This is a genomic window from Fischerella major NIES-592 (assembly GCF_001904645.1).
Taxonomy (GTDB): Bacteria; Cyanobacteriota; Cyanobacteriia; order Cyanobacteriales; family Nostocaceae; genus Fischerella; species Fischerella thermalis.
Window position 1 is genome coordinate 1 of the sequence record NZ_MRCA01000009.1, and the last position, 25446, is coordinate 25446.

General features: G+C 39.6%; 18 protein-coding genes. 13 read left to right on the forward strand and 5 right to left on the reverse strand.

What is annotated here, in order from left to right; all coding sequences use genetic code 11:
* The first annotated feature begins 261 nt into the window (after positions 1-261).
* The 9 genes from NIES592_RS16115 to NIES592_RS16155 all read left to right on the forward strand — a co-directional run bounded on the left by NIES592_RS16115 (position 262) and on the right by NIES592_RS16155 (position 13320).
* Complete coding sequence (locus NIES592_RS16115) at positions 262-1752, forward strand: sensor histidine kinase (RefSeq protein ID WP_073556285.1); 1491 nt, start codon at positions 262-264, stop codon at positions 1750-1752.
* Between the two features lie 497 nt (positions 1753-2249).
* Positions 2250-3416 carry a response regulator gene (locus NIES592_RS16120; RefSeq protein ID WP_256678151.1) on the forward strand — a complete coding sequence of 389 codons (1167 nt, stop codon included), beginning with the start codon at positions 2250-2252 and terminating at the stop codon, positions 3414-3416.
* 340 nt (positions 3417-3756) lie between these two features.
* Positions 3757-4935 (forward strand): response regulator, encoded by a 1179-nt coding sequence (locus NIES592_RS16125; RefSeq protein ID WP_073556287.1) that lies wholly within the window; start codon positions 3757-3759, stop codon positions 4933-4935.
* A 205-nt stretch (positions 4936-5140) separates the two neighbouring features.
* Positions 5141-5503 (forward strand): response regulator transcription factor, encoded by a 363-nt coding sequence (locus NIES592_RS16130; protein WP_016864813.1) that lies wholly within the window; start codon positions 5141-5143, stop codon positions 5501-5503.
* 10 nt (positions 5504-5513) lie between these two features.
* A complete protein-coding gene (locus NIES592_RS16135; protein WP_062245161.1) occupies positions 5514-5990 on the forward strand; it encodes a chemotaxis protein CheW in 477 nt (158 codons plus the stop codon).
* 85 nt (positions 5991-6075) lie between these two features.
* Complete coding sequence (locus NIES592_RS16140) at positions 6076-8790, forward strand: GAF domain-containing protein (RefSeq protein WP_073556288.1); 2715 nt, start codon at positions 6076-6078, stop codon at positions 8788-8790.
* 146 nt (positions 8791-8936) lie between these two features.
* On the forward strand, positions 8937-12251 hold the full coding sequence (locus NIES592_RS16145; protein WP_073556289.1) for a hybrid sensor histidine kinase/response regulator: 3315 nt from the start codon (positions 8937-8939) through the stop codon (positions 12249-12251).
* A 255-nt stretch (positions 12252-12506) separates the two neighbouring features.
* Positions 12507-12947, forward strand: a complete 441-nt coding sequence (locus NIES592_RS16150) for a TMEM165/GDT1 family protein (RefSeq protein ID WP_084552339.1) — start codon at positions 12507-12509, stop codon at positions 12945-12947.
* A gap of 79 nt (positions 12948-13026) precedes the next feature.
* Complete coding sequence (locus tag NIES592_RS16155; protein ID WP_009457882.1) at positions 13027-13320, forward strand: TMEM165/GDT1 family protein; 294 nt, start codon at positions 13027-13029, stop codon at positions 13318-13320.
* 36 nt (positions 13321-13356) lie between these two features.
* Here NIES592_RS16155 and NIES592_RS16160 read toward each other — a convergent pair whose 3' ends face one another.
* Entirely contained in the window at positions 13357-13842 is a 486-nt protein-coding gene (locus NIES592_RS16160) for a DUF4149 domain-containing protein (protein WP_073556291.1), read from the reverse strand.
* A 195-nt stretch (positions 13843-14037) separates the two neighbouring features.
* Here NIES592_RS16160 and NIES592_RS16165 point away from each other — a divergent pair, with 195 nt between their 5' ends.
* Positions 14038-14592, forward strand: a complete 555-nt coding sequence (locus NIES592_RS16165) for a DUF2808 domain-containing protein (protein WP_062245148.1) — start codon at positions 14038-14040, stop codon at positions 14590-14592.
* A 219-nt stretch (positions 14593-14811) separates the two neighbouring features.
* Here NIES592_RS16165 and NIES592_RS16175 read toward each other — a convergent pair whose 3' ends face one another.
* On the reverse strand, positions 14812-17394 hold the full coding sequence (locus NIES592_RS16175; protein WP_062245145.1) for a GAF domain-containing protein: 2583 nt from the start codon (positions 17392-17394) through the stop codon (positions 14812-14814).
* A gap of 507 nt (positions 17395-17901) precedes the next feature.
* The gene (bioF, locus tag NIES592_RS16180) at positions 17902-19068 is read right to left on the reverse strand and encodes an 8-amino-7-oxononanoate synthase (protein WP_073556293.1); all 1167 of its coding nucleotides are present in this window, start codon (positions 19066-19068) and stop codon (positions 17902-17904) included.
* Between the two features lie 490 nt (positions 19069-19558).
* Here bioF and NIES592_RS16185 point away from each other — a divergent pair, with 490 nt between their 5' ends.
* Positions 19559-20125, forward strand: a complete 567-nt coding sequence (locus NIES592_RS16185) for a hypothetical protein (protein WP_073556294.1) — start codon at positions 19559-19561, stop codon at positions 20123-20125.
* Positions 20126-20201: 76 nt separating this feature from the next.
* On the opposite strand, the gene ruvA is transcribed toward NIES592_RS16185, so the two are convergent.
* Positions 20202-20840 carry a Holliday junction branch migration protein RuvA gene (gene ruvA / locus NIES592_RS16190; RefSeq protein WP_062245137.1) on the reverse strand — a complete coding sequence of 213 codons (639 nt, stop codon included), beginning with the start codon at positions 20838-20840 and terminating at the stop codon, positions 20202-20204.
* Positions 20840-21589, reverse strand: coding sequence for a sucrose-phosphate phosphatase (locus NIES592_RS16195; protein ID WP_062245134.1), 750 nt, complete (start codon positions 21587-21589; stop codon positions 20840-20842). The genes ruvA and NIES592_RS16195 overlap by 1 nt, the downstream gene beginning before the upstream one ends.
* A gap of 436 nt (positions 21590-22025) precedes the next feature.
* On the opposite strand from NIES592_RS16195, the gene NIES592_RS16200 reads away from it, so the two are divergent.
* Together NIES592_RS16200 and NIES592_RS16205 are read left to right on the forward strand one after the other, a co-directional pair.
* Positions 22026-23894, forward strand: a complete 1869-nt coding sequence (locus NIES592_RS16200) for an NAD(P)H-quinone oxidoreductase subunit F (RefSeq protein WP_073556295.1) — start codon at positions 22026-22028, stop codon at positions 23892-23894.
* 43 nt (positions 23895-23937) lie between these two features.
* Positions 23938-25437 (forward strand): NADH-quinone oxidoreductase subunit M, encoded by a 1500-nt coding sequence (locus NIES592_RS16205; protein WP_073556296.1) that lies wholly within the window; start codon positions 23938-23940, stop codon positions 25435-25437.
* Positions 25438-25446 lie beyond the last annotated feature (9 nt).

Here is a 25446-nt window from a genome sequence, read left to right on the forward strand (position 1 = left end):
GTAGCAATGCTACGTCTGGTCACACCCGTAAATTGTAAATTCATATTTTGATTCAGCAACGCCGTTTAAAGAATAAGTAACAACCAACAATCAACAATCAACCACTACAAATAACATCAACGGAAATTGCGCCTCTATTGTTCGGTTATACGACTTTCACCATTGCACAAAGATCGATAACCTCGTAAGTAACAGTGAAAAAGTAGTGAAAACTCTGCCTTAAACGCTGGATGTCGCTGTTGAACTAAGGGGTGAATACCTGTGTACAAATGGATCTTGCCTAGTCTGAGCGAAGTATTAGCCGATAGTCAATCAACTATGGGTTCTTGTTCATCTACAAAGGCTCAACAACAGTGGCGCTTATGCGTGGCGGCTACACAACAATTGCTGTTAGATACCTTGAGAACGCTTGACGGAGATGTAACGCAAGGATTGGTTTTAGCTGCGCCAGCACCTGTGTTTGATGATCCCAAGTTGACTCAAAAGTTGCAGTCAATAGCTTTTACAGCAGAACCGTTTAATCATTTGGCATTAATGCCATTTCAGATGTCTGATCAGGAAGTTGCGATCGCAGCAGAAGCAACTATCTTTAATAAGTCAATTTTACCTTTGCTAAAAACAGATCCGTTAGCAAAAGAGCAGTTTTGTCTGATTTTTACGAAAAAATTTAGATTAGTTCTAGTTTTAGCAGAAGAAAACGGTCAAAAAACCTTTTTATTTTCCTTTGATTCAGAGGTAGTGCAGCAGGCGTGGCGAGCATTGAGCGCACGGGTAATGTTGAGTAATCCTGATTTGTTTGCTGAACTTGAGGAGACAGTACAGAACTATTACCCTACTGCACCAGATTATCGCACAGTCATGCAGTTTAGCCAATTGTTGCTAGCGGAATTACCGGAGCAAGAAGGGACAAGGGACTGGGGGCTAGGAACAAGGGAAGCAATAGAGGGATCGCTTGAGCAGGAACAAAAAGCTGAGATGAATTCCTCTTACTCTGCATCACCAAATCCTGATGTGGAAATGCTGCAAGCTTTTGCTCATGAAGTCCGTACTCCTTTGACAACTATTCGCACTATCACTAGACTATTGCTGAAACAGCGCGATTTACCTGCCAATGTCATTAAGCGATTGAAAGTTATTGATCGTGAGTGTACCGAGCAGATAGACAGGATGGAATTGCTGTTTAGAGCAGCCGAACTAGAAACATCTGCTACAGATAAAGCTACAAGCCATCAACTGACAGCAATGAGTCTGGAGCAGGTGTTACAGGCGAGTATTCCCCGTTGGCAAGAAGCAGCTAGTCGGCGTAACTTGAAGTTGGATGTAGTTTTACCCCAGGATTTGCCGACTGTAGTTAGCAATCCTACCATGCTCGACCGGGTTCTCACAGGTTTAATAGAAAATTTCACCCGTAATTTACCTGCGGGTAGCCATATTCAAGTACAGGTTATTCCTGCTGGCGATCAACTAAAGTTGCAATTATTGCCTCTGGTGAGGGATAATGACGCAGCAATTGTATCAAACTGTACGCCACCAATTCGCAAGGCTCTTGGTCAGTTACTGATGTTCCAACCAGAAACAGGTACAATCAGCTTGAATCTCAATGCCACTAAGCATTTATTTCAGGCTATTGGTGGCAAATTGATTGTGCGTGAGCGTCCTCGTTATGGAGAGGTTTTAACAGTCTTCTTACCTTTAGAAGGATCGGAAAAGCAAGGGAATTCAAAGTTCAAAATTCAACATTCAAAAGTATAAGAGGCGTTAAAATTTGTAAATGTCTGCGATCGCACATTAATTATGATGTGGCAGTTCTATGTGCCTTCCTCACACGGGTAGAATTAGGCAGAATCTGCAACAGTAAGCGATCGCTAGGCAAGTATGCAATTAGACTGAAAAAGATTTTATACAACGGTTGAAAGCTGAAGATTCTTCCAAGTTTTTGGGAAAAACCCTTGCGAATAAATACTTTTGTTAAGCGAGTGATAAAAAATACAGTATTTTTACTGTTATTACGGTTGTAATAATTGAATAATATAATAAATCGTACTCGACTATAGTTCATCTTCAAGTAACGGCTGACTCTATAAATCTAGTCAAAAGATGAGACAAAATATCCATCATAAAATTAAGTAAAATCAACAGTTTTTAATCAAAATAAACTTGTTTTTGATTCATATTTGTTAATCTATCAAAGATAATTTTGCGTTTAGTGATTGTTTAACAATTCTATAATTGAGACAATGGATAATAAAATGATGAGTTTTACAGAAAAAAGTAATTTCTCACAACTGATTAATGAATTTAACAATTGCATAAAATTACAATATAACGGTGAATTAAAAATCAAAATAGTTAAGGGACAAGTCTATACTTTTTACTATCGTTTAGGTAGGATTGTATGGGCAACTGGGGGTTCTCATCCTTTCCGGCGTTGGCGTAGACTAATGGCACAACATTGTCCACAAATTGATATTGCACAAGTGCGATCGCACTTCATTGATCTATCAAGAGATTATTGGGATTATCGTGTCCTAGAAACTTTGTATTCTCAACAGAAAATCAACAGAGAACAGGTTAACACCATTACAGAAAGCACTATTCATGAATTGCTATTTGATTTAATACAACAAGCAAATTACAGTGTAATCAACTATGAACGCCAACAGCAAATTATTTTAAATTCACCAATGAGTTTTACAAATGTACAGATGGCTTTGCAGGAAGCACAACAATTATGGCAAGCTTGGTTAGCAGCAGGTTTAGCAAAATTTTCTCCTAATTTAGCACCAATAGTATGTCAACCAGAGGAGCTACAACAACAAGTTAGCCCCCAAATATATCAGAAGTTTATTTCTTTAATGACTGGTAAGCATACCTTACGTGATTTAGCAATCAAACTTAAACAAAATGTTTTACCAGTTACACGCTCTCTACTACCCTTTATCCTTAAAGGTGTGATAGAACTCGTAGAAGTTCCCGATCTACCGATGTTGCAACTAGTTCATGGCAAAAATGTTTCATCATCTCCACCACACGCACCTAAACCCCCACTTGTAGCCTGCATAGATGATAGTCCACAAGTTTGTCAAATGCTAGAGCAAATGCTGGTACCAAATGGCTTTAGATGTCTTAAAATTCAAGACCCTATTCAAGCATTACCTAATTTAATTCAAAATAAACCAGATTTAATATTTTTAGATCTGATCATGCCAGTAATTAATGGTTATGAAATGTGTACACAAATACGACGTATCTCTACCTTTACAAATACACCAATTATTATTCTCACCAGCCAAGATGATCTTTTAGACAGAATTCGTACTAGGGTAATAGGTGCAACAGAATTTATTTCCAAACCTATTACCGTTGATAAAACCATGGCTTTAATACGCAAATATCTACATCCTGCAATCAAATAATTTTTCAGGCGATGGAATTAGTTTTATATAAAAAGCATAAAAACTAGAAAAAAAATTTTGATTTTTGGGAATATATTTTTATTTTTCCGCAATTATTTAATAGCTAGATATTAAAATTTTTGCTATTAGGAAAAATCAATATTTACATAGTATTTATTTGTTAAATAAAATTACCTAGATAACTAATAGTAGCTCATAGCTGTAACATTGGAGCTAGATTTAAAAAATCAGAATTTTTACGGTATAAAATTTTTCAAGCAATTGCAATAATCAAATTATAAATAGATATAAGTAATTTTGATGTACTGCACAATATATATTTTTTTAGGAGCAAATCAAAATGGATTGTTTGCAACAGATGAATGTGAAGAATTTACTATTGGAATTCTTACACCTTAATCAGACGCAGTATAGTGGCGCGTTAGATATTACAACTAGTTATCATCATAAATTTCGTATTTACTATCATCGAGGAAGTATTATTTGGGGAACAGGTGGTGTTCACCCCCATCGGCGCTTACGCAGACATATGGCTCAAAATTTTCCACAAGTTGATTTACAGAGTCTACAATGGCGTTGGCAAAATCTATCAATCAATAACTGGGATTACCAGTTATTGAGAACCTTACATCAAATGCAAAAAATAGAATGGTCACAAATAAATACAATTGTAGAGAATACCGTTACAGAAATATTATTTGATATCATCCAGGAGGCACATTGTACTCACGTATTTTGCGATCGCCGTTCAGAAGTCGTTTTAGATGTGCCGATTATTTTTACAAACACAGAAATTATTCTGCGCCGTACATACCAATTATGGCAGAATTGGGCAAAAGCGGATTTAGCAGCAATTTCTCCTAATTTAGCACCTTCCCTAAATCAACCAGAACAACTGCAATACCAAGTTAGTCAAAGTGTATACAAAATTTTTATAACTTTGCTTAATGGTAACTATACTTTGCGTGATATTGCAATAAAAATAAAACAAGATATTTTGCCTATTACTCGTTATTTATTACCACATATCAACCAAGGGAAAATTCAACTAAAAGAAGTTAAAGACTGGTATTTAAATTTATCTAATAACGCTACAACATCTGTAGATAAATTTCTAATAAAACACAGAAATCAACTAGTTGCTTATGTAGATGATAGTCCACAATTAGGTCAGACATTGGGAAAAATTATTATTGATAATGGCTTGAGATTTATTCATATTCAAGACTCTACACAAGCTTTAGTAAATTTAATTGAGCAAAAGCCAGATTTAATTTTCTTAGATTTAATGATGCCATGCACTAGTGGTTATGAAATTTGCGCTCAATTAAGAAAAATTTCTTTTTTTGCTAATACGCCAATAATTATTTTAACTGGTAGTGATGGAATTTTTGACAGAACTCGCGCTAAAGTCGTAGGCTCTACAGATTTTCTCAATAAGCCAATTGTAGTTGAGCAAGTTATGGCTATGCTAAACAAATATTTGCCAGTGAAGTCTTTTGTTAATCTTAGTAAGTGATAAATTCAAGAATTTATCTATATTAAAAAATGTAAATTTTGTAAATTATACGTATTGATACTGAACCTATTTAACAACAAATATCTCAGAATAAAAAAATCAGTGGAGATATGATAAATATTTTTCCTGTCACCCTACTATAATATCTCCAAACTGTTGCTAATACATGTTATTGCTCTTTTTGCAAAAAAGATTTGATTTTGCTATGAATACTGTTTTAGTTGTAGAAGATGGATTAACTGATTTAGAACTAATTTGTAATTGCTTACAACAAGCTGGATATTCCGTTATTAAAGCAAAAAGTAGTGAAGAAGCAGAAGAAAAGCTGTTACAAAGTCAGCCAGATTTAATTTTTCTCGATGTAATTTTACCAGGAAAAAGTGGTTTTGAGATATGTCGAGAAATTAAAAGTAACCCTGCCACAAATAAAATTCCTGTAATTTTTTGTTCTACGAAAAATAGCGAAGTTGATAAGTTATGGGGCAATATGTTAGGCGGTGATGCTTATCTCAGTAAACCAATCAATCAAGATGAGCTTGTGGTTACGGTGAAGCAATTAATTAAGTGATCGGCAAGAGATGAAAACAGAAAACAAGCAAAGATATTTAAGCTTGACTTTAAAGGATAAATACATAGCGCTTATCACCTTAGAACATGTCCAGGAAATATTCACTATTGACTTGACAAATATTTGTCGAGTACCACAAGTGTCTAGTTGTGTTGTCGGTGTATACAATTGGCGTGGTGAGATGCTATGGCTAGTTGATTTGGAAAGGATGTTTGGTTATCCTCCTTTAGGATCACAAACAGATTTATTTTCTAAATTGATGGTGATAAAACTCCAGTATCAAGGCAAGTCTTTGGGAATTTTGGTACGTGAAATTCGAGATATTGAAAATCTGGATATACAGTTTCTAAAATCACCAGATGAACATTTATTTTCTCTGGAATTATCTCCTTTTGTACAAGGTTACTTTATCAGTCCTAGTGAAGAAATATTAATTAGTTTGAATACAAAAGCAATATTTCAAGCACAAATTGGGGTAGGAAATTAGTAGGGTGACAAGGAAAGGTATTTCATGGACTGCTGATAGATGCTGAAGGTTAATAAACATATTTATATAAATAGAGGTTCTATTCATGACAATTACCTATGACAATTATCCAGAAAATAGTTTTGTTGTTAATCAAGAAGAAATTTTAGAAACAACAGATATCTCTCAAGCATTTAAAAATTGGCGAAAACAATGGCAAGCGATCGCCAAGCAGATGCGACAAGCCACAGATGCAGATACACTGTTTCAAGTCACAACTAAAGCGGTACGGGAAATCATCGCAGGCGATCGCGCCTTAATTTATCGTTGGCACAATCTGGATACAGGTGTGGTGTTGGCTGAGTCCAAAACTATTGGTTGGACACCTGCATTTGGTGAAAACTTGTCTACTATTGTATTTGGTGTTGACACAACTCCAGATTACTCAGAACCGATCACAATTACAGATATCAACCAGGTAGAACCTACTCCTTATCAACGTCAGTTGTGGGAAAAATTTCAAGTCAAAGCTAGTGTGTCAGTACCGATTCTTGTAGAAGGTGAATTGTGGGGATTGTTAGCAGTTCATCAATGTGGGATGTCGCGCCAATGGCAAGAAGCAGAAATTAATTTGCTGACACAAGTAGCGACAGAATTGACTTATGCCTTGCAGAGGTTTCAATTTCAAAAGGAACAGCAACAGCAAGCCCAGGCAAAAAAAGCTGTTGGTAAGGTGATTGATAAAATTGTCCGCGTTGCCAACGTTGATCAGTTTTTCCAAACTTCCACTCAAGAAGTGCGTAACTTACTGCGTTGCGATCGCGTTGCCCTTTATCAATTTAACTCTGACTGGAGTGGTGAATTTATTGCGGAATCGGTTGGTAATGGCTGGGTGCGTTTGGTAGGGCCTGATATTAGAACAGTCTGGGCAGACACCCATCTCCAAGATACCAAAGGCGGACGTTATGCTCGTAGTGAAAGCTTTACAGTTGATGACATTTACAAGGCAGGATTATCCCAGTGTCATATAGATATTTTAGAACAATTTGAAGCCAAAGCTTACATGATCGCGCCCGTATTTTCTGGAGAAAAATTATGGGGACTGCTAGCCGCTTATCAAAACTCTGGTGCGAGAAAATGGCAAGAATGGGAAATTAGTTTTTTAGCTCAGATTGGTATGGGGTTTGGTGTCGCCATCATTCAGACTGAGTACTTGGAAAAGTTGCAAGAAAAATCAGACCAGTTAACCCAAATTGCCGAACAAGAAAAAGCTTACAGTAAGATTACCAATCGCCTGCGGCAATCACCAGACGTAGACACGGTTTTCAAAACCACAACTCAAGAACTCCGCCAACAATTACGTTGCGATCGCGTGGCTGTGTACCATTTCCGTGATGATTGGAGTGGCGAATTTATTGCCGAATCTGTTGCTAGTGCTTGGGGGCGCTTGGTAGGTACAGAAGTTAACAAGTTCTGGGAAGATACCTATTTGCAGGAAACCAAAGGGGGACGACTGGCAAAGGGTGAAAGCCTTGCCATTGATGATATCCATCAACAAGGATTGTCAGCTTGTTACATCGAACTATTAGAAGAATTTGAAGCCAAAGCCTATGTAGTTTCACCGATCTTCTTTGGGGACAAATTGTGGGGTATTCTCGCCGCCTATCAAAATTCCCAACCCCGCCATTGGCAAGAGTGGGAAATCAACTTACTTGCCAGAGTCGGCGATCAGTTAGGACTGGCGTTACAACAAGTTGAATATCTGCAACAACTCCAAACCCAGTCAACCCAACTAGCAGCAGTAGCTGCCAAAGAAAAAGCAGCAAAAGAGTTATTCCAACAACGTTGCATTCAAACCCTCACAGCCCTTCGTCCAGCCTTGGGAGGAGATTTGACCGTCCGCGCCCCGATCACAGATGATGAGTTGGGGACAATTGCCGATGCTTATAACAACACCTTGCAAGCACTGCGACAGATAGTCATACAAGTACAAAAAGCCGCCCAGCAAGTCGCCCAAACTTCTCAAGATAGTGACGCATCCCTTGTAGACGTGATCAATTTGGCACAGCAGCAGTCCCAGGAAATCTCTATAGCTTTAGCTGAAATTAAACTGATGGGAGACTCCAGCCAAGCAGTCGCTCACAGTGCTGATTTAGTGCAAGTCGCTGTAGAGAAAGCAAACCAAACTTTGACAGCTGGCGATCGCGCCATGAACCAGACAGTTGAAGCAATTCAAGCTATTCGCGAAACCGTCGCCCAAACCAGCAAAAAAATTCAGCGTTTAAGCGAATCTTCTCAGAATATCTCCAAAGTAGTCAACTTAATTAGTAACTTTGCTACACAAACAAATGTCCTAGCCTTGAACGCAGCCATAGAAGCCACTCGCGCTGGCGAATACGGCAAAGGTTTCGCAGTCGTTGCCGATGAAGTTCGTTCTCTGTCTCGCCAGTCAGCGACGGCTACAACCGAAATTGAAAAACTGGTGCAAGAGATTCAAGCAGAAACCACAGACGTAGCAATGGCAATGCAAACAGGTATTCAACAAGTACTAGAAGGAACCAACCTAGTTAACAATACCCGCCATAACCTCAACGAGATAGTAGCAGCCACAACGAATATTAGTCAATTGATAGAACAAATTACCGCAGCTACCCAAACTCAAACCACACGATCTGTTTCTGTTACCACCTCCATGCAACAAGTCGCTGAAATTTCCCATAATACCGTCGCCCAAGCCCAAGCTTTAGCCGCCGTATTTCAACAACTTCTTGCAACAGCCAAAGAATTACTCACAACAGCCAGTCAATTTAAAGTTGGTTAGTTGTTGGTTTGGTTGTTGGTTTGGTTGTACCAGACGTGCCATGGCACGTCTGTACATTGGTTAGTAGTTAGTGGTTAGTAGTTAGTTGTTCTTTAAACTACTTACTCCCCACACTCCTCACACCTCCCCACCTCCCGAGTGATACCATGATCACAGACTCTGCAATTCGCGAACAAGGTTACATCTATTTCCTGGCAGAAGCACCAGAATTACTGCATCAAGTTGAACAAGAACTGTTTACTTTATCGACTGATTTTAGTCATGCCAAAGTACATAATTTGATGCGGGCAACCCATACAATCAAAGGTGGAGCTGCTAATGTCGGATTGGAAGTCATTAGTAAAGTAGCCCATTACCTAGAAGATGTAGTCAAATGTCTCTATCATCCTGATGTTGTTATAGATGCCCAACTGCAAACATTGCTGGTAGAGGCTTATGAGTGTCTACGTTTACCAATTACAGCAGAATTGACGGGAACGACAATCGATGAACAAGAGATTTTGCAACGTTCAGCAACAGTGTTCGCTAAGTTACAAGAAAAACTGGGAGATGCATTTACAGATAGTAATCATATTCCCACATCCGCAGAATTAGGATTTGACATTATTCAGTCAATTTTTGAAACTGGTGTGCAACAAAGGCTAGAGACGATCGCAACAGCATTGCAATCCACTACAGATGCTGAAGCGATCGCTGAGTTATTACGTTCCGAAGCAGAGGTATTCCTTGGCTTGGGTGAGTCGTTAAGTTTACCAGGTTTATGTAATATTGCTGAAGCGATTATCAAGGCATTAGAAACCCATCCACAGGAAGTTTTCCAAATAGCAGAGATAGCATTAGCTGATTTACAACAAGCCCAAAGTGATGTGTTAGCAGGCGATCGCACTCAAGGTGGCACACTTTCTCAGGCTTGGCAACAATTTACAACAAAAATCCAAGCACCCAACGAAATTCATTTAAATGCAGAAATTGAAGAATTATATCAATTTTTAACTCAACACTTTCAAGTTAAAGGTCAGTGTTTAAAACCTCAAACAGCAAGATTATATCTCCAAGTAGTCTACTATCTTTTAGCTTGGTGGGAACAGGAATTCAAAATTCCTACTTCGGAATTAAATTTATCTTTACTTGTTCCCCAAGTTGCAAATCTTCCCAGCCACGATCATATTCCCGATTGGCTAAAACGATTTTGGCAATTTATCTGTGAAAAAGAAGATAGTTATAGCCTAATTCTGTATCGCCAAGGCGTAATTTTAACTGTTATTTTAGCAGTGACACGCCTACAAGCTCAAAAAGGAAAAGTTCAAAATGTTGTATTAGAAATACTTGCCGAACAAATTAAAGCTATAGCCCAAGAATACAAGCAATATCCGCCTGTAAATCGTCAAGAAAAACAATGGTTTACAAGTTGTAAATTACAGGATTTAATTAAAAATTCGCAAATTATATTACCTAGCATTAATAATAAAATTATAGAAGAAAATTATCAATTACAAGAATTAGTTATCTATAACGAGAGTTATCAGAGTAACCAGATACAAAAATTAGACATAGAAAAATTTTCAATTCCAATACCAGAAACACCAAAAAATATTTGTTCTACTGTCACGGCAGAGTCTAAAATTATTCCCAAAAGTGACGTGAAACCAGATGTGTTAAGCATTTCGCGTCAAAAAACCTTCGTGCGTGTGGATGTTGAAGATTTACAACGCCTTGATTATTTAGTTGGAGAATTATTGATTAGCGAACAACGCTACAATTTGCAAAACGAAAAACTCAAAGACATTATCAAACAGTTGTTGCAGCAATTACATCAACATCAAAATGGATTAGAAGACACACTGCAATTAAAAAAGACAGCAGATTCTCTCAATGCAGTTTTACAACAATCCCAGCAAATGCAACACAAGCAGCAATCTCTAGTACTCAATGTGATTGATCAGCTAGTATCAGCACGGATGTTACCTGTGGGATACGTTGTAGAGCGTTTTCCCCACATGTTGCAACATCTGAGTCAAGTATATGGCAAGCAGGTGCAGTTGCAACTGACTGGTACACAAGTTTTAGTCGATAAGGCGATCGCTGAAAAATTATATGATCCTCTGCTGCAATTATTGCGTAATGCTTTTGACCACGGTATTGAACTTCCAGAAGTCCGCCGTCAACAAGGTAAACCAGAACAAGGTGTAATTGAAATTTCTGCTTACCATCGCGGTAGCCAAACAGTGATTGAAGTCCGAGATGATGGACAAGGATTAAATTTCCACAAGATTTACACCAAAGCCGTACAACTTGGTTTGATGAGTGCAGACAATACTTCTATTACATTAAATCAACTCCTCGAATTCTTGTTTCAACCAGGATTTTCTACCACTGATCAAGTCAGCGAAATTTCCGGACGGGGAGTGGGCTTAGATATTGTGCGATCGCAATTACAAGCACTCAATGGTTCAGTGACAGTGCAATCTCTACCCGGACAGGGAACAACATTTATCCTGACGATTCCTTTTTCTATGACTACAGAAAAACTGATGCTGGTGCAAGCAGAGGGTGTGACTTACGCACTACTGTTGGATAGTATCCAGAAAATCCTCATACCAAGTCCTGAACAAATCAAAGTATTTGATGGTAAACAAGTTCTGCACCTACAAACAGAACAAAATGAGTACATAGTCACTTTACAGCAAATGGCACAGTTAATGCCTTATAGTGACTGCGATCGCGAATCTCCTGTTCTAGAATCGCTTAATTCACCTGTATTGTTATTACGTTGTCAACAAGAAATTTTAGCTTTAGTTGTTGACCAAATCATAGGTGAACAAGAACTAGTAATTAGACCTTTGGGAAGCGCGATCGCACCACCAAAATATGTTTATGGTTGTACAACCTTAGCAGATGGGACGCTAGTTTTAGTAATTGATGGCGCTTTGTTAACACAAACACAACAACAAAGAATACAACCGCAGTTAGACTACATGCGGCTACCAGTAGCAGAGATTCTGCAACAAAACAGTTGGTTCCAACTCTCTACGGACACGACCCAATCTCTGCCATTGTTAAACTCAGCATCTGCATCCAAAGTCATACTGATTGTGGACGACAACCTTAGCTTTCGTCAAACTCTCTCCCTAACTTTGCAAAAATTTGGTTATCAAGTCTTGCAAGCAGAAAATGGTTTAGAAGCACTAGAAAAATTACAACAACATCCTGAAATTCAGCTAGTGATTTCTGATTTAGAAATGCCGCATATGAATGGACTGGAATTCCTCAGTCGTCTACAACAAGATCCTCAGGTAGGACGTAGACCTGTCATTATTCTGACATCTCGGAGTGTGCAAATTTACGGTCAAATGGCCCAACATCTGGGAGCGATCGCCTATCTTACCAAACCTTATGTAGAACAGGAACTGGTTTCTACAGTAGAACGGTTTGTGAGTGCTGGTGAGTTAACACATTGCTAGTTGAACACTCATATTATTCGTTGGAGTCGGTAATCGGTAATAGGTAATGGTAATGCTTAATGCCCAAGCTTTATATCATAAGCAATTAGTCGGATATGATATCAATCCCCACCTTTGTTCCTTAGGACAGATGTGGTGAGAGGCAATAATTTTCTAATTGCAGGGTTGCAATTTGTAACAACAATCTGAGAAAATGAGAAGAATATGAAAAATAATTAGATCAAACTACTGCCTGTGAAACTTGATTCCCTACCCATGAGTGCTGCTAGTACATCTCAGTACAATTCTGTGGAGACTCGCCCTAGCGCATCTCTATATTCTAAAAGTCAGCAACAAATAACAGAAAATCTTGATAGCAATACGAGTATTACTACAGTCACTTCACCATCACCTGCTGTTGCTGATTGTACTCAAAAGCAGTCACCCATAACTATTTTCGTCACCACTTTCTTAACCATTTTTCTAGCGGAAATTGGTGATAAGACACAGCTATCCACTTTACTCATGAGTGCAGAATCACATTCACCGTGGGTTGTTTTTGTCGGTTCCGCAGCAGCACTGATTACAACTAGCTTATTAGGTGTACTTCTGGGTAGTTGGATCGCTAGTCGCCTTTCTCCAAAAACTGTAGAAAAAGCAGCAGGAGTAATGCTGCTGTTGATTTCCCTGATGCTGTTTTGGGATGTAATTTCTTAATTGTTCTTTGTTAGTGGTTGTTTGTTGGTTGCAAAACTTCAAACAACCACCAACTACCAATCACCAACCAACAAAATTTATGAACTGGCATCTTTTAGGATTAAGCTTTATCACCGTTTTTCTCTCTGAGTTAGGCGATAAAAGTCAACTAGCAGCGATCGCCCTTTCTGGGCGTAGCCAATCTCCTCGCGCTGTGTTCTTTGGAACTGCTGGGGCGTTACTGTTAACTAGTTTGTTGGGAGCATTAGCAGGTGGGGCTGTGGCAGAATTTTTACCCACGAGGTTGTTAAAAGCGATCGCTGCTGTGGGATTTGCCATACTTGCTGTACGCCTGCTGTGGTTTAAAGATGAAACTTCTCAAGATGAATTGTAGAGACGTCCTACTATATATAGTGCGTTTCTACAAATTCTATTGCCGCCAGCACCAGCTTAAAAGCGTACCACCTGCTACTAATTTGATAACTTCCAATAGCCAATAACCACCATGCAATAAATTCATATTCGCTGGGACTTTTGTTGTCGTGTCAAACAGGTTTAGTTGCATTCCGATAGCAGACATTTCCGGTGTTAACCAATAGGTGGTAGTGAGTGATATAGCTAACAGCAGTATTGATAAAATCAGGCTACCAGACCGCCAGTGAGATTGAGTTTGATTAAGAGCTAAAACACAAGTTAACACCAAACCAGCAGCCAATAATTCTATACGGTTAAAATTCCAGAAAATAACGTAACCTGCTGTAGCAAAACTGGCTTGTGTGATCATACCAGACACATAAAGACTAGGCATAATCACCCAGTCTAAAAGCAAACTAGCACTGAGCCAGAAGCCCAAAGTTAGCATCACAATTGATTGCAAAGTCGGACGCTTGAAGCCGAAACTAGAAACAGTATTCATGGTAAATAAATAATTGCTTATATTTATAACTCTAGTTTCTAACTTAATAAATTAATTTGACAACTAATTTCAATTATCTTTTACATTTATATTTGATAAGTAATAAAAATACAAGTTAATTTTGCGTGATAAAATATATTAGACAAATAATAAAAATTAGTTTTATACATTAGGCTAACTTAGCCAAATAAAGCAATGCGCTTTCCATTGTTATTAGGTACAGCACTAACTTTAGTAATAGCGATCGCACCAGATGCTGTCCTCAAAACTCAAGCAGTGCAGCTTAGAGATGGCACAGTATATTTTGTCCAACCTCCTTCGCTAGAAGGAGCAATTACTACCTATAAAACAACATATGCCTGGGGTGCAACATACTATTTTACAATCAATTTACCTGAAAATGCTGGAGAACCACTGCAAAAAATAACCATAAACCAGCATCAAGGAGTAGACCGTGTCCGCTTCGACCTAGAAGATACCGTCGTTTTTGAAGGTAAGCCTCGCGATAAAAGGCAAAAACAGCAACTCAAAGACGTGACAAGCGATCGCAAAACCAGAACAGTATCACTGACATTTGATCCACCAATCCCACCAGGTAAAACTATCACTATTGGTCTGAAACCTTACCAAAATCCAGGAGTTAGCGGGGTTTATCTGTTTGGTGTCAAAGCCTTTCCTGCGGGTGAAAAAAGTTACGGGCAATTTCTTGGTTACGGACGCTTGCAATTTTATAGCCCAACTTTCCTTTAACAAAATTAGCTTTCCTAGTTGAAATGAATTTTTCTTGGCGTCTTGGTGTCTTTGTGGTGAAAAAGATAATCTTTGAACCACAAAGACACTAAGACACAAAGAATGTAATACTGTTTTGTTGCGTGTCTTATAAGTGCGATCGCACCTTGCATTGCTGTAGAAGGCAAGATAATAGCAAATTCTTTGCCGTCCCCCAAGTCGTCCCCCATCTCCCTTGTTTTACTTATCCTTAAACGTCCATACACCATCATCCCAATCTGCATCTGATGGAGGTTTTTGCAACCAGTATAGACATCGGTTATGATGCATCTTTGCAGCTTGGTCATTTTTGTCTATTTGCAAAACCTTGGCAAACTCAGCTTTGGCAGAGAAAAACTGACGATTCAGATAAAAATGCCGTCCTTTTTGATAATGTTCAATTACTTGCAATTTCTTGCTACTTATGTTTTCGGAACGCAAGCCTACTAATTCATATATGGCTACTGGTTCATTTCTACCTTTCACACGAATATAATCTAGTTCTCTAGCCCAGATATAATCTTTACAGGGGTGATATGTTTTATCACTAATAATAATGTCACAGCCGTACTGCTTGCTGACACTTTCTAGACGGGAACCAAGGTTGACTCCATCACCAATCGCTGTAAATTCCATCCGCTTGCTAGAGCCAATATTGCCACTGATGACCACATCAGAATTAATACCAATACCAATATTAATGCGTGGCTTGTTACGGGCATGACGACGGGCATTAAATTCTTGCAGACGGTGGCGCATTTCTAATGATGTTTGCACAGCCATCCAAGCATGTTCTTGCAAAGGCAAAGGAGAACCATACACAGCCATGATGGCGTCTCCAATGTATTTATCAAGAGTACCTTTATACTTAAATACAGCTTCTACCATCGATTCAAAATATTCGTTGAGCATACTTACCACTTCCTCCGCTTCTAGGTTTTCTGTTAAAGTGGTGTAGCCACGGATATCAGAGAATAAAATTGAAACTTCTTTGCGATCGCCTCCGAGTTTAGCGTCGTCTAGTTTCAGTAATTCTTCTGCCAATTCCTGAGTCATGTAACGATACATCGTACTCTTGAGGCGCTTTTCATCACTAATATCATCCATGACTACTAGCGCCCCCCGCACTTGGCGATGATCGCTAGCATCGGCTATTGTGTTAATCGATAAATTTACACTGTGTTGCACTTCGTCATGAGATACTAAAGTGCGATCGGGGTAATACTGTTCGCGATATTTTATCTCTGCTGCATTTAAAGCATAGTGACACCATTTTTTAAAGTTACCTTCTTTAATCCGAATGATGTCAGTAATTAATTTACCTTCTAGTTTGTCTGCTGCCTCCAAACCCAACAAGCGCTTAGCACTTTCATTTGCAGCGATAATATGACCACTTTGGTCCGTAGAAATAACACCATTAGAAAGACTGCGGAGAATATCTCGCTGCATTTGTTCTTGTTGCTTGACTGTGGCAAATAACTTCGCATTTTGCAGTGCTACTCCCGCTTGAATATTAAAAGCTTCCATAAACTCTTCGTCGTTGCGATCAAAACTAGCTTGGAAACATTCGGGGGCTAGGGGCCAATCGGCGGGGTTATAAACAGGAAAATCACCAGTTTTCTTTTTATTAACTAGTTGGGTGACACCAATCAATTCGCGATCAGCGTTAAATACTGGCATACAAAGTAAGCTACAGGTACGATAGCCATTTTGCTGATCAATTTGTTTGGCTGTATCCGAGTCAGGATGATTATACAAGTCGAAGGGAATATTTAGCGTTTTACCGGATGCTGCGACTATCCCAGCGAATCCCTTGCCAATGGGGACACGTAACTCTTTAGTAGAACCATTATCTTGAGTGATTTTCGTCCATAATTCATGGCGATCGCGATCTACTAACCATAGAGTACTGCGATCAGCGTTCATTAATTCCTTGGCTTCATCCATCACCCGCTTGAGGGTGTCTTCTAAATCGAGACTGCTTTGAGAAAGGGATTTGATCGCCTTCATCAGTGCTGCTGCGGCTCTTTGTTTTTGAGTAGCAACATAAAAAGAGCGCGACGACTCCAAAATTAAACGAATAGAAGGGGCAAACTCCTGAAATAGCTGTTCATCAACACTCGTAAAGCCTCTAATATCAATTCGTTCTGATAGTGGTGCATGGCAATTGTTGGGATATTTTAATTTATTCAGCAATTGCACCACAGCCACTAACCGCCCTTGCTCATTTAACAAAGGCAAAGCTAGCATTGTGTAAGTACGGTAGCTGGTACTTTTTTCTTGTTCTTGGGCAAAACGAGAACGTGGATCGTCGTAAAAATCAAAAGGAATATTGATCACCCGTTTATAAGTAGCTACTTCCCCAGCAATACCCTTATCAGCCGGAATGCGAATTTCTAAAGAGCGATCGCCCTCCCCCCCAGCTACAATTGACCACAATTCTTGTTTTTCTTCATCCAATAAAAATATTGTCGTTCGGTCTGCTCCTAATAATTCCCCTGTTTTCAAAGTGATAGACTGTAACATTTCTTGCAAGATTGTCTCAAAGCCATGAGAGTCCAGCATGGATAGGGTTTGATTGACAATCAGTAACTTTTGTTCTACCTCCTTAACAACTTGTTTAAAAGTATCCTGCTTGAGAGGAGCAAGAAACGAAGAAATAGTCCCTTGTCTTCTAGCAAGACTACCCACAGGAGCAGTATTTTGCGGCGAGTCGTGGTTTTCGCTGCGAACACCTATAATCAAATCGGCGGCTTCACCGCAACTACGTTGTTGAACTGACATAACTAACTTTTGATATAGGTAACGGTTTTATGTGTTAAAGAATGTCGCTAATAATTATGTAAATGTTGCTACCAGCCAAGCTAGATTAACATTATCCACAGTTTAATCTTTCTATAGAGCAAGCGTCACCCTGAATACGGAGTCAAAGATGGGGTGATGAAGAGGTAGGATAATGGTGTGATGGGCTAATGGGGTGATGTGGTGATAGAATGCTAGAAAGTTAAAAGTCGATTTTACTACCATATTTTTAATCGTAAATCCACTAGGACTAAATAGATACTACAGTCCAGACTAAGTGTAAAGCTTAACTTTGTGTCTTAGTGTCTTTGTGGTTCAAAAGTTAAATTTTTCACCACATAGACGCGCTAGAGGCTTCCCGCAGCGTAGACACTAAGACACGAAGAAATAAAAACCAGCTTTGCGGAAAAGGTAGTATTTTTAAACGCAGAGTCACGCAGAGTAAGCGCAGAGGGACGCGGAGGTTTGAGGAAGATTATTCGCTGGGGATTAATGAAATGTTAGACTTAGCTGTTCTATTAATTTATTAATATGTGTTTGCTCATGAGTTGCCATGAGAGAAATTCTGATTCTACTGGTAGGAACAGTGGGAGGACGAATCGCCGGGGCAAAAATGCCAGCAGATTTGAGTTGGTTTCCTGCTTGCAGTGCGTCTGTTGCCTTAGCAAATTCTAAGCAGAGAATGGGTGATTGTGAAGGTAGTAGTTTAAGATTGGGTAAGTATTGGTGTATTAAGTTTTTTAAGTAATCTACATTTTTCCACAATTGAGTGCGGCGTTGTGGTTCTTGTTGAATAATATTGATTGCTGCTAACGCTGCGGCTGTATCTGCGGGTGAAAGGGCTGTAGTGTAAATCCAACTCGGGGCGCGATTTCGTAAATAGTCGATGAGTGTTGCACTTCCAGCTACATAGCCACCCAAACTACCTAAAGCTTTACTCAATGTCCCAATTTGTACTAATTGCTTACCTGTACAGCCGAAATGTTCGACGCACCCTGCACCTGTTTTTCCTAATACCCCAGTAGCGTGGGCTTCATCGACTAGCAGCATACAGCTAAATTCTTGGGCTAGATCAATTAGTGCAGGTAAAGGACATAAATCTCCATCCATGCTGAAGACGCTATCGGTAGCGATCAAACAGCGTCGATAGTCTGGGCGTAATCTTTGTAACTCGCTTTTGACTGCTTCAACATCACAGTGGGGGTATTCAACAATTTTGGCACCACTAAGAATTGCCCCATTTTTCAGGCTGGAGTGATTATACTGGTCAGCTAAAATTAAATCTCGCTTGCTTACTAAGGCTGTAATTGCACCCAAATTTGCTAGATAGCCGGAACTGAATACAACTGCATCTTCTGTTTGCTTGAGGGATGCGATCGCTTTTTCTAGTTCTCTGTGTATTTTTTTATGCCCACTGAGTAGTCGGGAACCAGTACTGCCAGTGCCAAATTCTTGCACAGCAGCAGTAGCTGCAAGTATCAAACGCTCATCCCCAGCTAATCCCAAATAGTCATTACTGGCAAAATTAATTACTTCCTGCCCCTGGAGTAACACTGTCGCACCAGGACAACCCTCGATGGTTTGTACCGAACGATACCAGTCTGCACGGTGAATTGTTGCCAGAGATTGTTCTATCCAAGCGTAGGGATCGGACATTGTCAGGGAAGAAACTAGGGAATTGTAAGCCTTTTATTTGCTTTATAAGTTTATATGGTTATGGAATTTAGCGATAATGTCACTAATTATCTAGTTCTGTGGATGTGTGTGATTGCAGTACCTTCAAATAACGTAAAACAAAAAATTTTGTCGTTACAAACATTTACATAATTCCTGAGAATTGCACCTACCTCATTCGACAAAACTACCCTTTTCGTATAGTATGTTCGCTAATGGCTTACAGGTGGAATGCTGTATGAATCACGAATCAGAACGATAAGCTAGTTATAAAATTTACAGACTTGAGAAAATTTTTATTAAAAATTTTACGCAAAAGATTCTAATTGAGGATTTTATATGAAAAAATCCTATATGGTTCAGCTTGAGTATCCGAAATATAAATTTAATTTTATATAGTAAAGTTTACGCATAATGAATCATTAGATGATACTGTCTTCTTTTGCTAGATGCAAGATATCTTTAAAAAATTATGAACCTACCCAAATGGCTTTTAGTCAGCTTATGGACTTCAATCTTAGCTTCACAAGTTGTCACAGCAACTACTGTTGAGCATAACAAAACAGCACACATTGTCGCCCAAACTGCTTATCAAGATAAGGTATGGCCTTTAATGAAGAGCCATGTACCCAATGCTGGTGATAAGAAAAGTCTGTTATGCGTCTTTTCCAAAGCACGGAATTTGGCACCTTACAACTTTCTTTTGCAGGAGTTATATAGAGAAAGTTTTGGTGATAGAGTTGCGGCAAAAGTCGGAGAGTTTTTGAAAAAAAATTCTCATGACTTTACTTATCAATTCCATATGCAGGCAATGAATGATGGCGCTGTCAGAATTCATACTTTAGATACGAGAGATAGCTATATTAATCACAATTATATTGTCGACTTTTACCCTAATGAAAAATATAACTTTATTAATTATGGTAGACTACCACGTACGAATCAAAGCCAAGAAAAAATTTTGCAAATTTACAAAAGATTCCTTCCTAGTGCATTGCAAAAAAGGTGTATGCAACATTTCCAATATTTGGAACTTTGAAATTTTTTAGAAATAGGGAAATTATAACTAATACCAACTAAATAATAGGGAATAATTATTGACCATTGACAAATAACTAATGACTACATTCAGTGGTACTAAGATGTGCGATCGCTTGTCTGAGCCATTCTTCTACGTATGCATCTTTTGGTAGTCCAATATCTTCGCTAACTACATGCAAAGCGTGACTCACTTCAGTGGGAGTATACCCCAATGCAAGCAGAGCCATTTGCACTTCTTCGAGAATTCCTGGTGCTGGACCGCCTGTAGCGACAAAGAAGCCTGCTGTTTTGCGCCATTCGATTAATTTGCTTTTCAATTCTAAACAAATGCGTTCGGCGGTTTTTTTGCCGACGCCAGGCGCTTGAATCAACAGTTGAATATTACCAGTGATAATAGTCTGGACTAACTCTGGAAGTTCCAGAGTATCTAATAAAGCGATCGCCAAAGCAGCACCGATACCACTCACACTTAGCAAGTGACGAAATACATCCCTTTCTGCTGGGGAACCAAAACCGTACAGTAACGGCACTTCCTCCCGAATTTGGTAATAGGTAAATACTTGTACTTCACCTCCCGATTCTGGTAGCTGCTGTGCTAGCCGCCCTGGGATTTGTAAATCGTAACCAATACCATTGACCTCGAGAGTAAGAACATGGCGATTTCCACTCTGTTTTTGAATGCCAGCAACAATGCCTTTAAGATAACTAATCATTATTCCATCAGTCCGAAATATCTTAAGCCTTCCAAAATACCACCTGCACAGGCATTTTGTGCCAAGTAGCGGTGGTTAGCGGGATTTTCATTGTGCCACTGGAGTAACTCCCGACGAGCATTCCCCACAATAATCCCTCGTTCATTGCCTGTTGCGAATAAAGCAATATCATTACCAGAATCACCACAGACAACAGTTTGCTCTGCTACAAATTTCCACTTTTGACGAAGAAACTGTACTGCCTGACCTTTATCGCTCCTGCGAGGTACAATGTCAAGGTCTATACCACTACTGTAGATTAACTTTACATTTAAATTAGATTTGAGCAACTCCGATTCTAATTTTGGTAAAACTGCCACAGATGCCTCCTGTTCTAAGAAAAAACTTACTTTGAAAGGACGCTGCTCAGTGCTTGGTTGCGGTTTTAACTCAGTAAATTTAGCTGTTTGATTTAACACTAAATTCCTGTCCCAACCCTGTGAAAGTATTGCTGCCCAAGTTGAGTCTGGGCTGTCGCTACCATCCAAGTATATTTCCGTTCCTACAGATAAAATCAGGGCATCTGGTTCAAGAAGATTTTTTTCTTCTTGCAATTCACGGTATAGAACAGGCGATCGCCCAGTAGCATAAACAATTTTTGTACCATACTCTTCACGATGTCTTTGCAGGCGCTCATTTAATAGCAGCAGCGCTTGATCATCACCTACGAGAGTATGATCTAAATCAGTTACAAATAAAAATCCAGCCACGGCTACTTCTTTTGTTAGCTCTACACCAAAAGTGTATGCCGTTTTTGTACCGATTATCTGCTTGGTGTCTCAGTGTCTTGGTGGTTATATAAAATTTTTATTTCACCACCAAGACACCAAGACACAAAGAAAATTTATACGACGCAAGGTATGCAAGTGAAAACAGAGGAGAAACTTGCAGTAGACGCAATATAAAGATATATAGATTTAAATCAATAGTAACTATTTGATAAAAAAGTTATAAGAATTTATTACAGTAGTTATCGTCGAATTGTCTAGATCACTAATTCCATTTTGAGAGATATAAGGATAATCTATATTTAACAAGATTAAGCAAATATAAATTTGTTTAAACTCCCATAGCAACGTTGTCTGGAAGTGACGGTTGTATTTTGACAACTGCTATTTTGTCTTGCTGCAAATTAGAGGTGAGTTAATGGCTCAGTTCCTGCTTGAAACGGTTTGGTTGGTACCTTTATATGCGTTAATAGGTGGGCTTTTAGCTGTGCCTTGGTCGCCGGGAATTATTCGGCGTACGGGGCCAAGACCGGCGGGGTATGTCAATTTAATCATGACATTTTTAGCGTTTGTTCACTCTGCTTTAGCATTCCCTGCTACTTGGAATCAGCCTGCGTATCAAGTATTTATACCTTGGTTGAGTACTGCGGGTTTAAATCTCTCCATTGATTTAGAAATTTCCTCGATTAGTGTTGGTGCAATGATCGTAGTTTGTGGCTTAAATTTGCTAGCACAGATTTATGCCATCGGCTACATGGAAATGGACTGGGGTTGGGGACGTTTCTATTCTTTGTTGGGAATGTTTGAAGCGGGATTATGTGCCCTGGCTTTGTGCAACAACCTATTCTTTAGCTATGTAATTCTGGAGATCCTGACTCTCGGAACTTACTTGCTGGTTGGGTTATGGTTTATCCAACCTTTGGTAGTTACTGGGGCGAGAGATGCGTTTCTAACTAAGCGGGTAGGCGACTTATTCCTGTTGATGGGGGTACTGGGACTATGGCCTTTATCGGGAACTTGGAATTATACAGAATTAGCGGAGTGGGCAGCTAGTGCTAATGCAAATCCAACACTAATCACACTGGTTGGTTTGGCACTGATTGCAGGGCCAATGGGTAAATGCGCCCAGTTCCCTTTGCATCTGTGGTTGGATGAGGCAATGGAAGGGCCTGTTCCCAGTACAATTTTGCGTAACTCAGTAGTAGTTGCAAGTGGTGCTTGGGTGCTGATCAAATTGCAACCTGTTTTTAGCTTGTCGCCGATAGTTTCTGGTGCAATCGTTGGTATCGGTGCAATCACGGCGGTAGGTGCTTCCTTAATTGCGATCGCTCAAGTTGATGTTAAACGCTGTTTGTCTTATTCTGTGAGTGCCTATTTGGGTTTGGTGTTTATCGCTGTAGGTACACAGCAAGACGAAGCGGCGCTGTTGTTGGTACTTACCCACGCTTTTAGTGCAGCATTACTGGTGATGAGTACAGGTGCTGTTGTCTGGAACAGTATCACCCAAAATGTTACTTTGTTGGGTGGACTATGGTCACGTCGTCCAGTTTCCGGCTTAGCTTATATTGTTGGTATTTTGGGTTTAATTGGTTTTCCACCTCTAGGTAGCTTTTGGGCGTTGTTGAAATTAGCAGATGGACTATGGACAACTAAACCTTGGCTAATTGGGGTAGTAATAGCAGTCAATGCTTTGACAGCTTTTAGCTTGACCAGGGAATTCTGTCTCATTTTTGGTGGTAAACCCAAGCAAATGAGTGAGCGCTCGCCTGAAGTTGGCTGGCAAATGGTGTTACCGATGATGATTTTGATGAGCTTTACTCTTCATTTACCTTTAATTTTGCAAAGCTTATCACTTCTACCTAGTTGGGCTGAATTAAATAAAGATGTTGCACTACTGCTAATTTGGTCAAGTATTTTTGGTTGCAGCATCAGTGCTGTAATTTATCTGGGCAATGTGCCAAAACCCATTCGCCTACCTTGGAAAGGTTTACAAGATTTAATTGCCTACGATTTCTACACTCCCAAACTCTATCGGATGAGTATTGTTTTGAGTGTTGACCTCATTTCTAAATTAGCCGACATTGTTGATCGTTTTGTAGTTGATGGCATTGTTAACTTGGTTGGTTTAGCTTCTATTGGTGGTGGTGAAAGTCTTAAGTATAGTACCTCTGGACAAACCCAATTTTATGCCTTCACTGTCCTGTTAGGAGTAGGTGTTTTAGGAATATTCGTCACTTGGCCCTACTGGGGAAATCAGTTCCTAGACATGATGTTGTTGTCTCGCTAACAGTGCATTGAAGTTTAACAATATCAATTTACCATTCCAAATTATGCTCAGTGTTTTAATTTGGCTCCCGATTTTTGCAGCTGCGATCATCGCATTATTACCTGGAAATATTTCTGCTAATCGTGTGCGTTTAGGAGCATTGTTTGCTTCTGGAATAGTACTGTTGTGGAATCTTTTTCTGTTACTCAAATTTGATATCAACAATCCAGGGATGCAGTTACAAGAGTATCTCCCTTGGAATGAAACCCTTGGTTTAAGCTATCAGCTTGGGGTAGATGGACTTTCGATTTTGCTGCTGATTTTAAATGGTTTGCTCACCTGGATTGCTATTTATAGCAGTAGTCAGCAAACAGAACGTCCCCGGCTTTTCTACTCGCTGGTGTTGTTAGTGAGTGGTGGAGTAGCAGGTGCTTTTTTAGCACAGAATTTATTACTATTCTTCCTGTTTTACGAACTAGAATTAATACCCTTTTATCTGCTAATTAGCATTTGGGGTGGTCAAAGACGAGCTTATGCTGGTATTAAGTTCCTGATTTATACTGCTGTTTCCGGTGCATTAATTCTGGCTAGCTTTTTGGGTATTGTCTGGGTGACAGGTTCCTCTAGCTTTAACTATGATGCCCTTTCTACTCAAACTCTATCAGCAACATTACAAATCATTCTGTTGGTAGGAATCATACTCGGTTTTGGAATTAAAATCCCCTTGGTTCCTTTACATACCTGGTTGCCAGATGCTTACGTTGAAGCTTCCGCACCGATTGCCATTCTGCTTGGTGGTGTGCTGGCGAAGTTAGGAACCTATGGAATTTTGCGGTTTGGTATGGCGTTGTTTCCCGATGCTTGGAGTACTCTCGCACCAAGTTTGGCAATTTGGGGTGCAGTCAGTGCCATGTATGGGGCAGTAACAGCGATCGCTCAAAAAGACATCAAGCGCATGGTGGCATACAGTTCCATCGGTCACATGGGTTACATTCTCCTGGCTGCTGCTGCTAGTACTCCCCTTGCCCTTGTTGGTGCTGTTGCCCAAATGGTTAGCCACGGTATTATTCTTGCCATTCTCTTCCACCTAGTCGGAGTTGTAGAAGCCAAGGTGGGAACCCGCGAGTTGGATGTCCTCAATGGCTTAATGAATCCTATACGCGGTTTACCCCTAACCAGCGCCTTATTAGTTTTAGGCGGTATGGCTAGCGCGGGTATTCCTGGAATGACAGGATTCATCTCTGAATTTATCGTTTTCCAAGGTAGTTTCTCTGTATTCCCCCTACCTACCCTATTATGTGTAGTCGCCACTGGCTTAACCGCCGTTTACTTTGTCATCCTTCTCAACCGTACTTGTTTTGGTAAACTCGACAACGACCTTGCCTATTACCCACGAGTCCTGTGGCACGAAAAAATGCCTGCCCTAGTTTTGGCAGCCTTAATTTTGTTCTTAGGAGTACAACCCACTTGGTTGGTGCGTTGGGCTGAACCAACAACAACAGCAATGGTTGCAACCATTCCTCCCATCGAAAAAGCAGTGACTCAGCAAGTAGCCCTGAAATAAAGAACTAAA

Excerpts from the sequence above, each read along its gene's own strand:
- NIES592_RS16120 (WP_256678151.1), top strand. The coding sequence starts at position 2,250 with ATGATGAGTTTTACAGAAAAAAGTAATTTCTCACAACTGATTAATGAA.
- NIES592_RS16125 (WP_073556287.1), top strand. The coding sequence starts at position 3,757 with ATGGATTGTTTGCAACAGATGAATGTGAAGAATTTACTATTGGAATTC.
- NIES592_RS16130 (WP_016864813.1), top strand. The coding sequence starts at position 5,141 with ATGAATACTGTTTTAGTTGTAGAAGATGGATTAACTGATTTAGAACTA.
- NIES592_RS16135 (WP_062245161.1), top strand. The coding sequence starts at position 5,514 with ATGAAAACAGAAAACAAGCAAAGATATTTAAGCTTGACTTTAAAGGAT.
- NIES592_RS16140 (WP_073556288.1), top strand. The coding sequence starts at position 6,076 with ATGACAATTACCTATGACAATTATCCAGAAAATAGTTTTGTTGTTAAT.
- NIES592_RS16145 (WP_073556289.1), top strand. The coding sequence starts at position 8,937 with ATGATCACAGACTCTGCAATTCGCGAACAAGGTTACATCTATTTCCTG.
- NIES592_RS16150 (WP_084552339.1), top strand. The coding sequence starts at position 12,507 with ATGAGTGCTGCTAGTACATCTCAGTACAATTCTGTGGAGACTCGCCCT.
- NIES592_RS16155 (WP_009457882.1), top strand. The coding sequence starts at position 13,027 with ATGAACTGGCATCTTTTAGGATTAAGCTTTATCACCGTTTTTCTCTCT.
- NIES592_RS16160 (WP_073556291.1), bottom strand. The coding sequence starts at position 13,842 with ATGAATACTGTTTCTAGTTTCGGCTTCAAGCGTCCGACTTTGCAATCA.
- NIES592_RS16165 (WP_062245148.1), top strand. The coding sequence starts at position 14,038 with ATGCGCTTTCCATTGTTATTAGGTACAGCACTAACTTTAGTAATAGCG.
- NIES592_RS16175 (WP_062245145.1), bottom strand. The coding sequence starts at position 17,394 with ATGTCAGTTCAACAACGTAGTTGCGGTGAAGCCGCCGATTTGATTATA.
- bioF (WP_073556293.1), bottom strand. The coding sequence starts at position 19,068 with ATGTCCGATCCCTACGCTTGGATAGAACAATCTCTGGCAACAATTCAC.
- NIES592_RS16185 (WP_073556294.1), top strand. The coding sequence starts at position 19,559 with ATGAACCTACCCAAATGGCTTTTAGTCAGCTTATGGACTTCAATCTTA.
- ruvA (WP_062245137.1), bottom strand. The coding sequence starts at position 20,840 with ATGATTAGTTATCTTAAAGGCATTGTTGCTGGCATTCAAAAACAGAGT.
- NIES592_RS16200 (WP_073556295.1), top strand. The coding sequence starts at position 22,026 with ATGGCTCAGTTCCTGCTTGAAACGGTTTGGTTGGTACCTTTATATGCG.
- NIES592_RS16205 (WP_073556296.1), top strand. The coding sequence starts at position 23,938 with ATGCTCAGTGTTTTAATTTGGCTCCCGATTTTTGCAGCTGCGATCATC.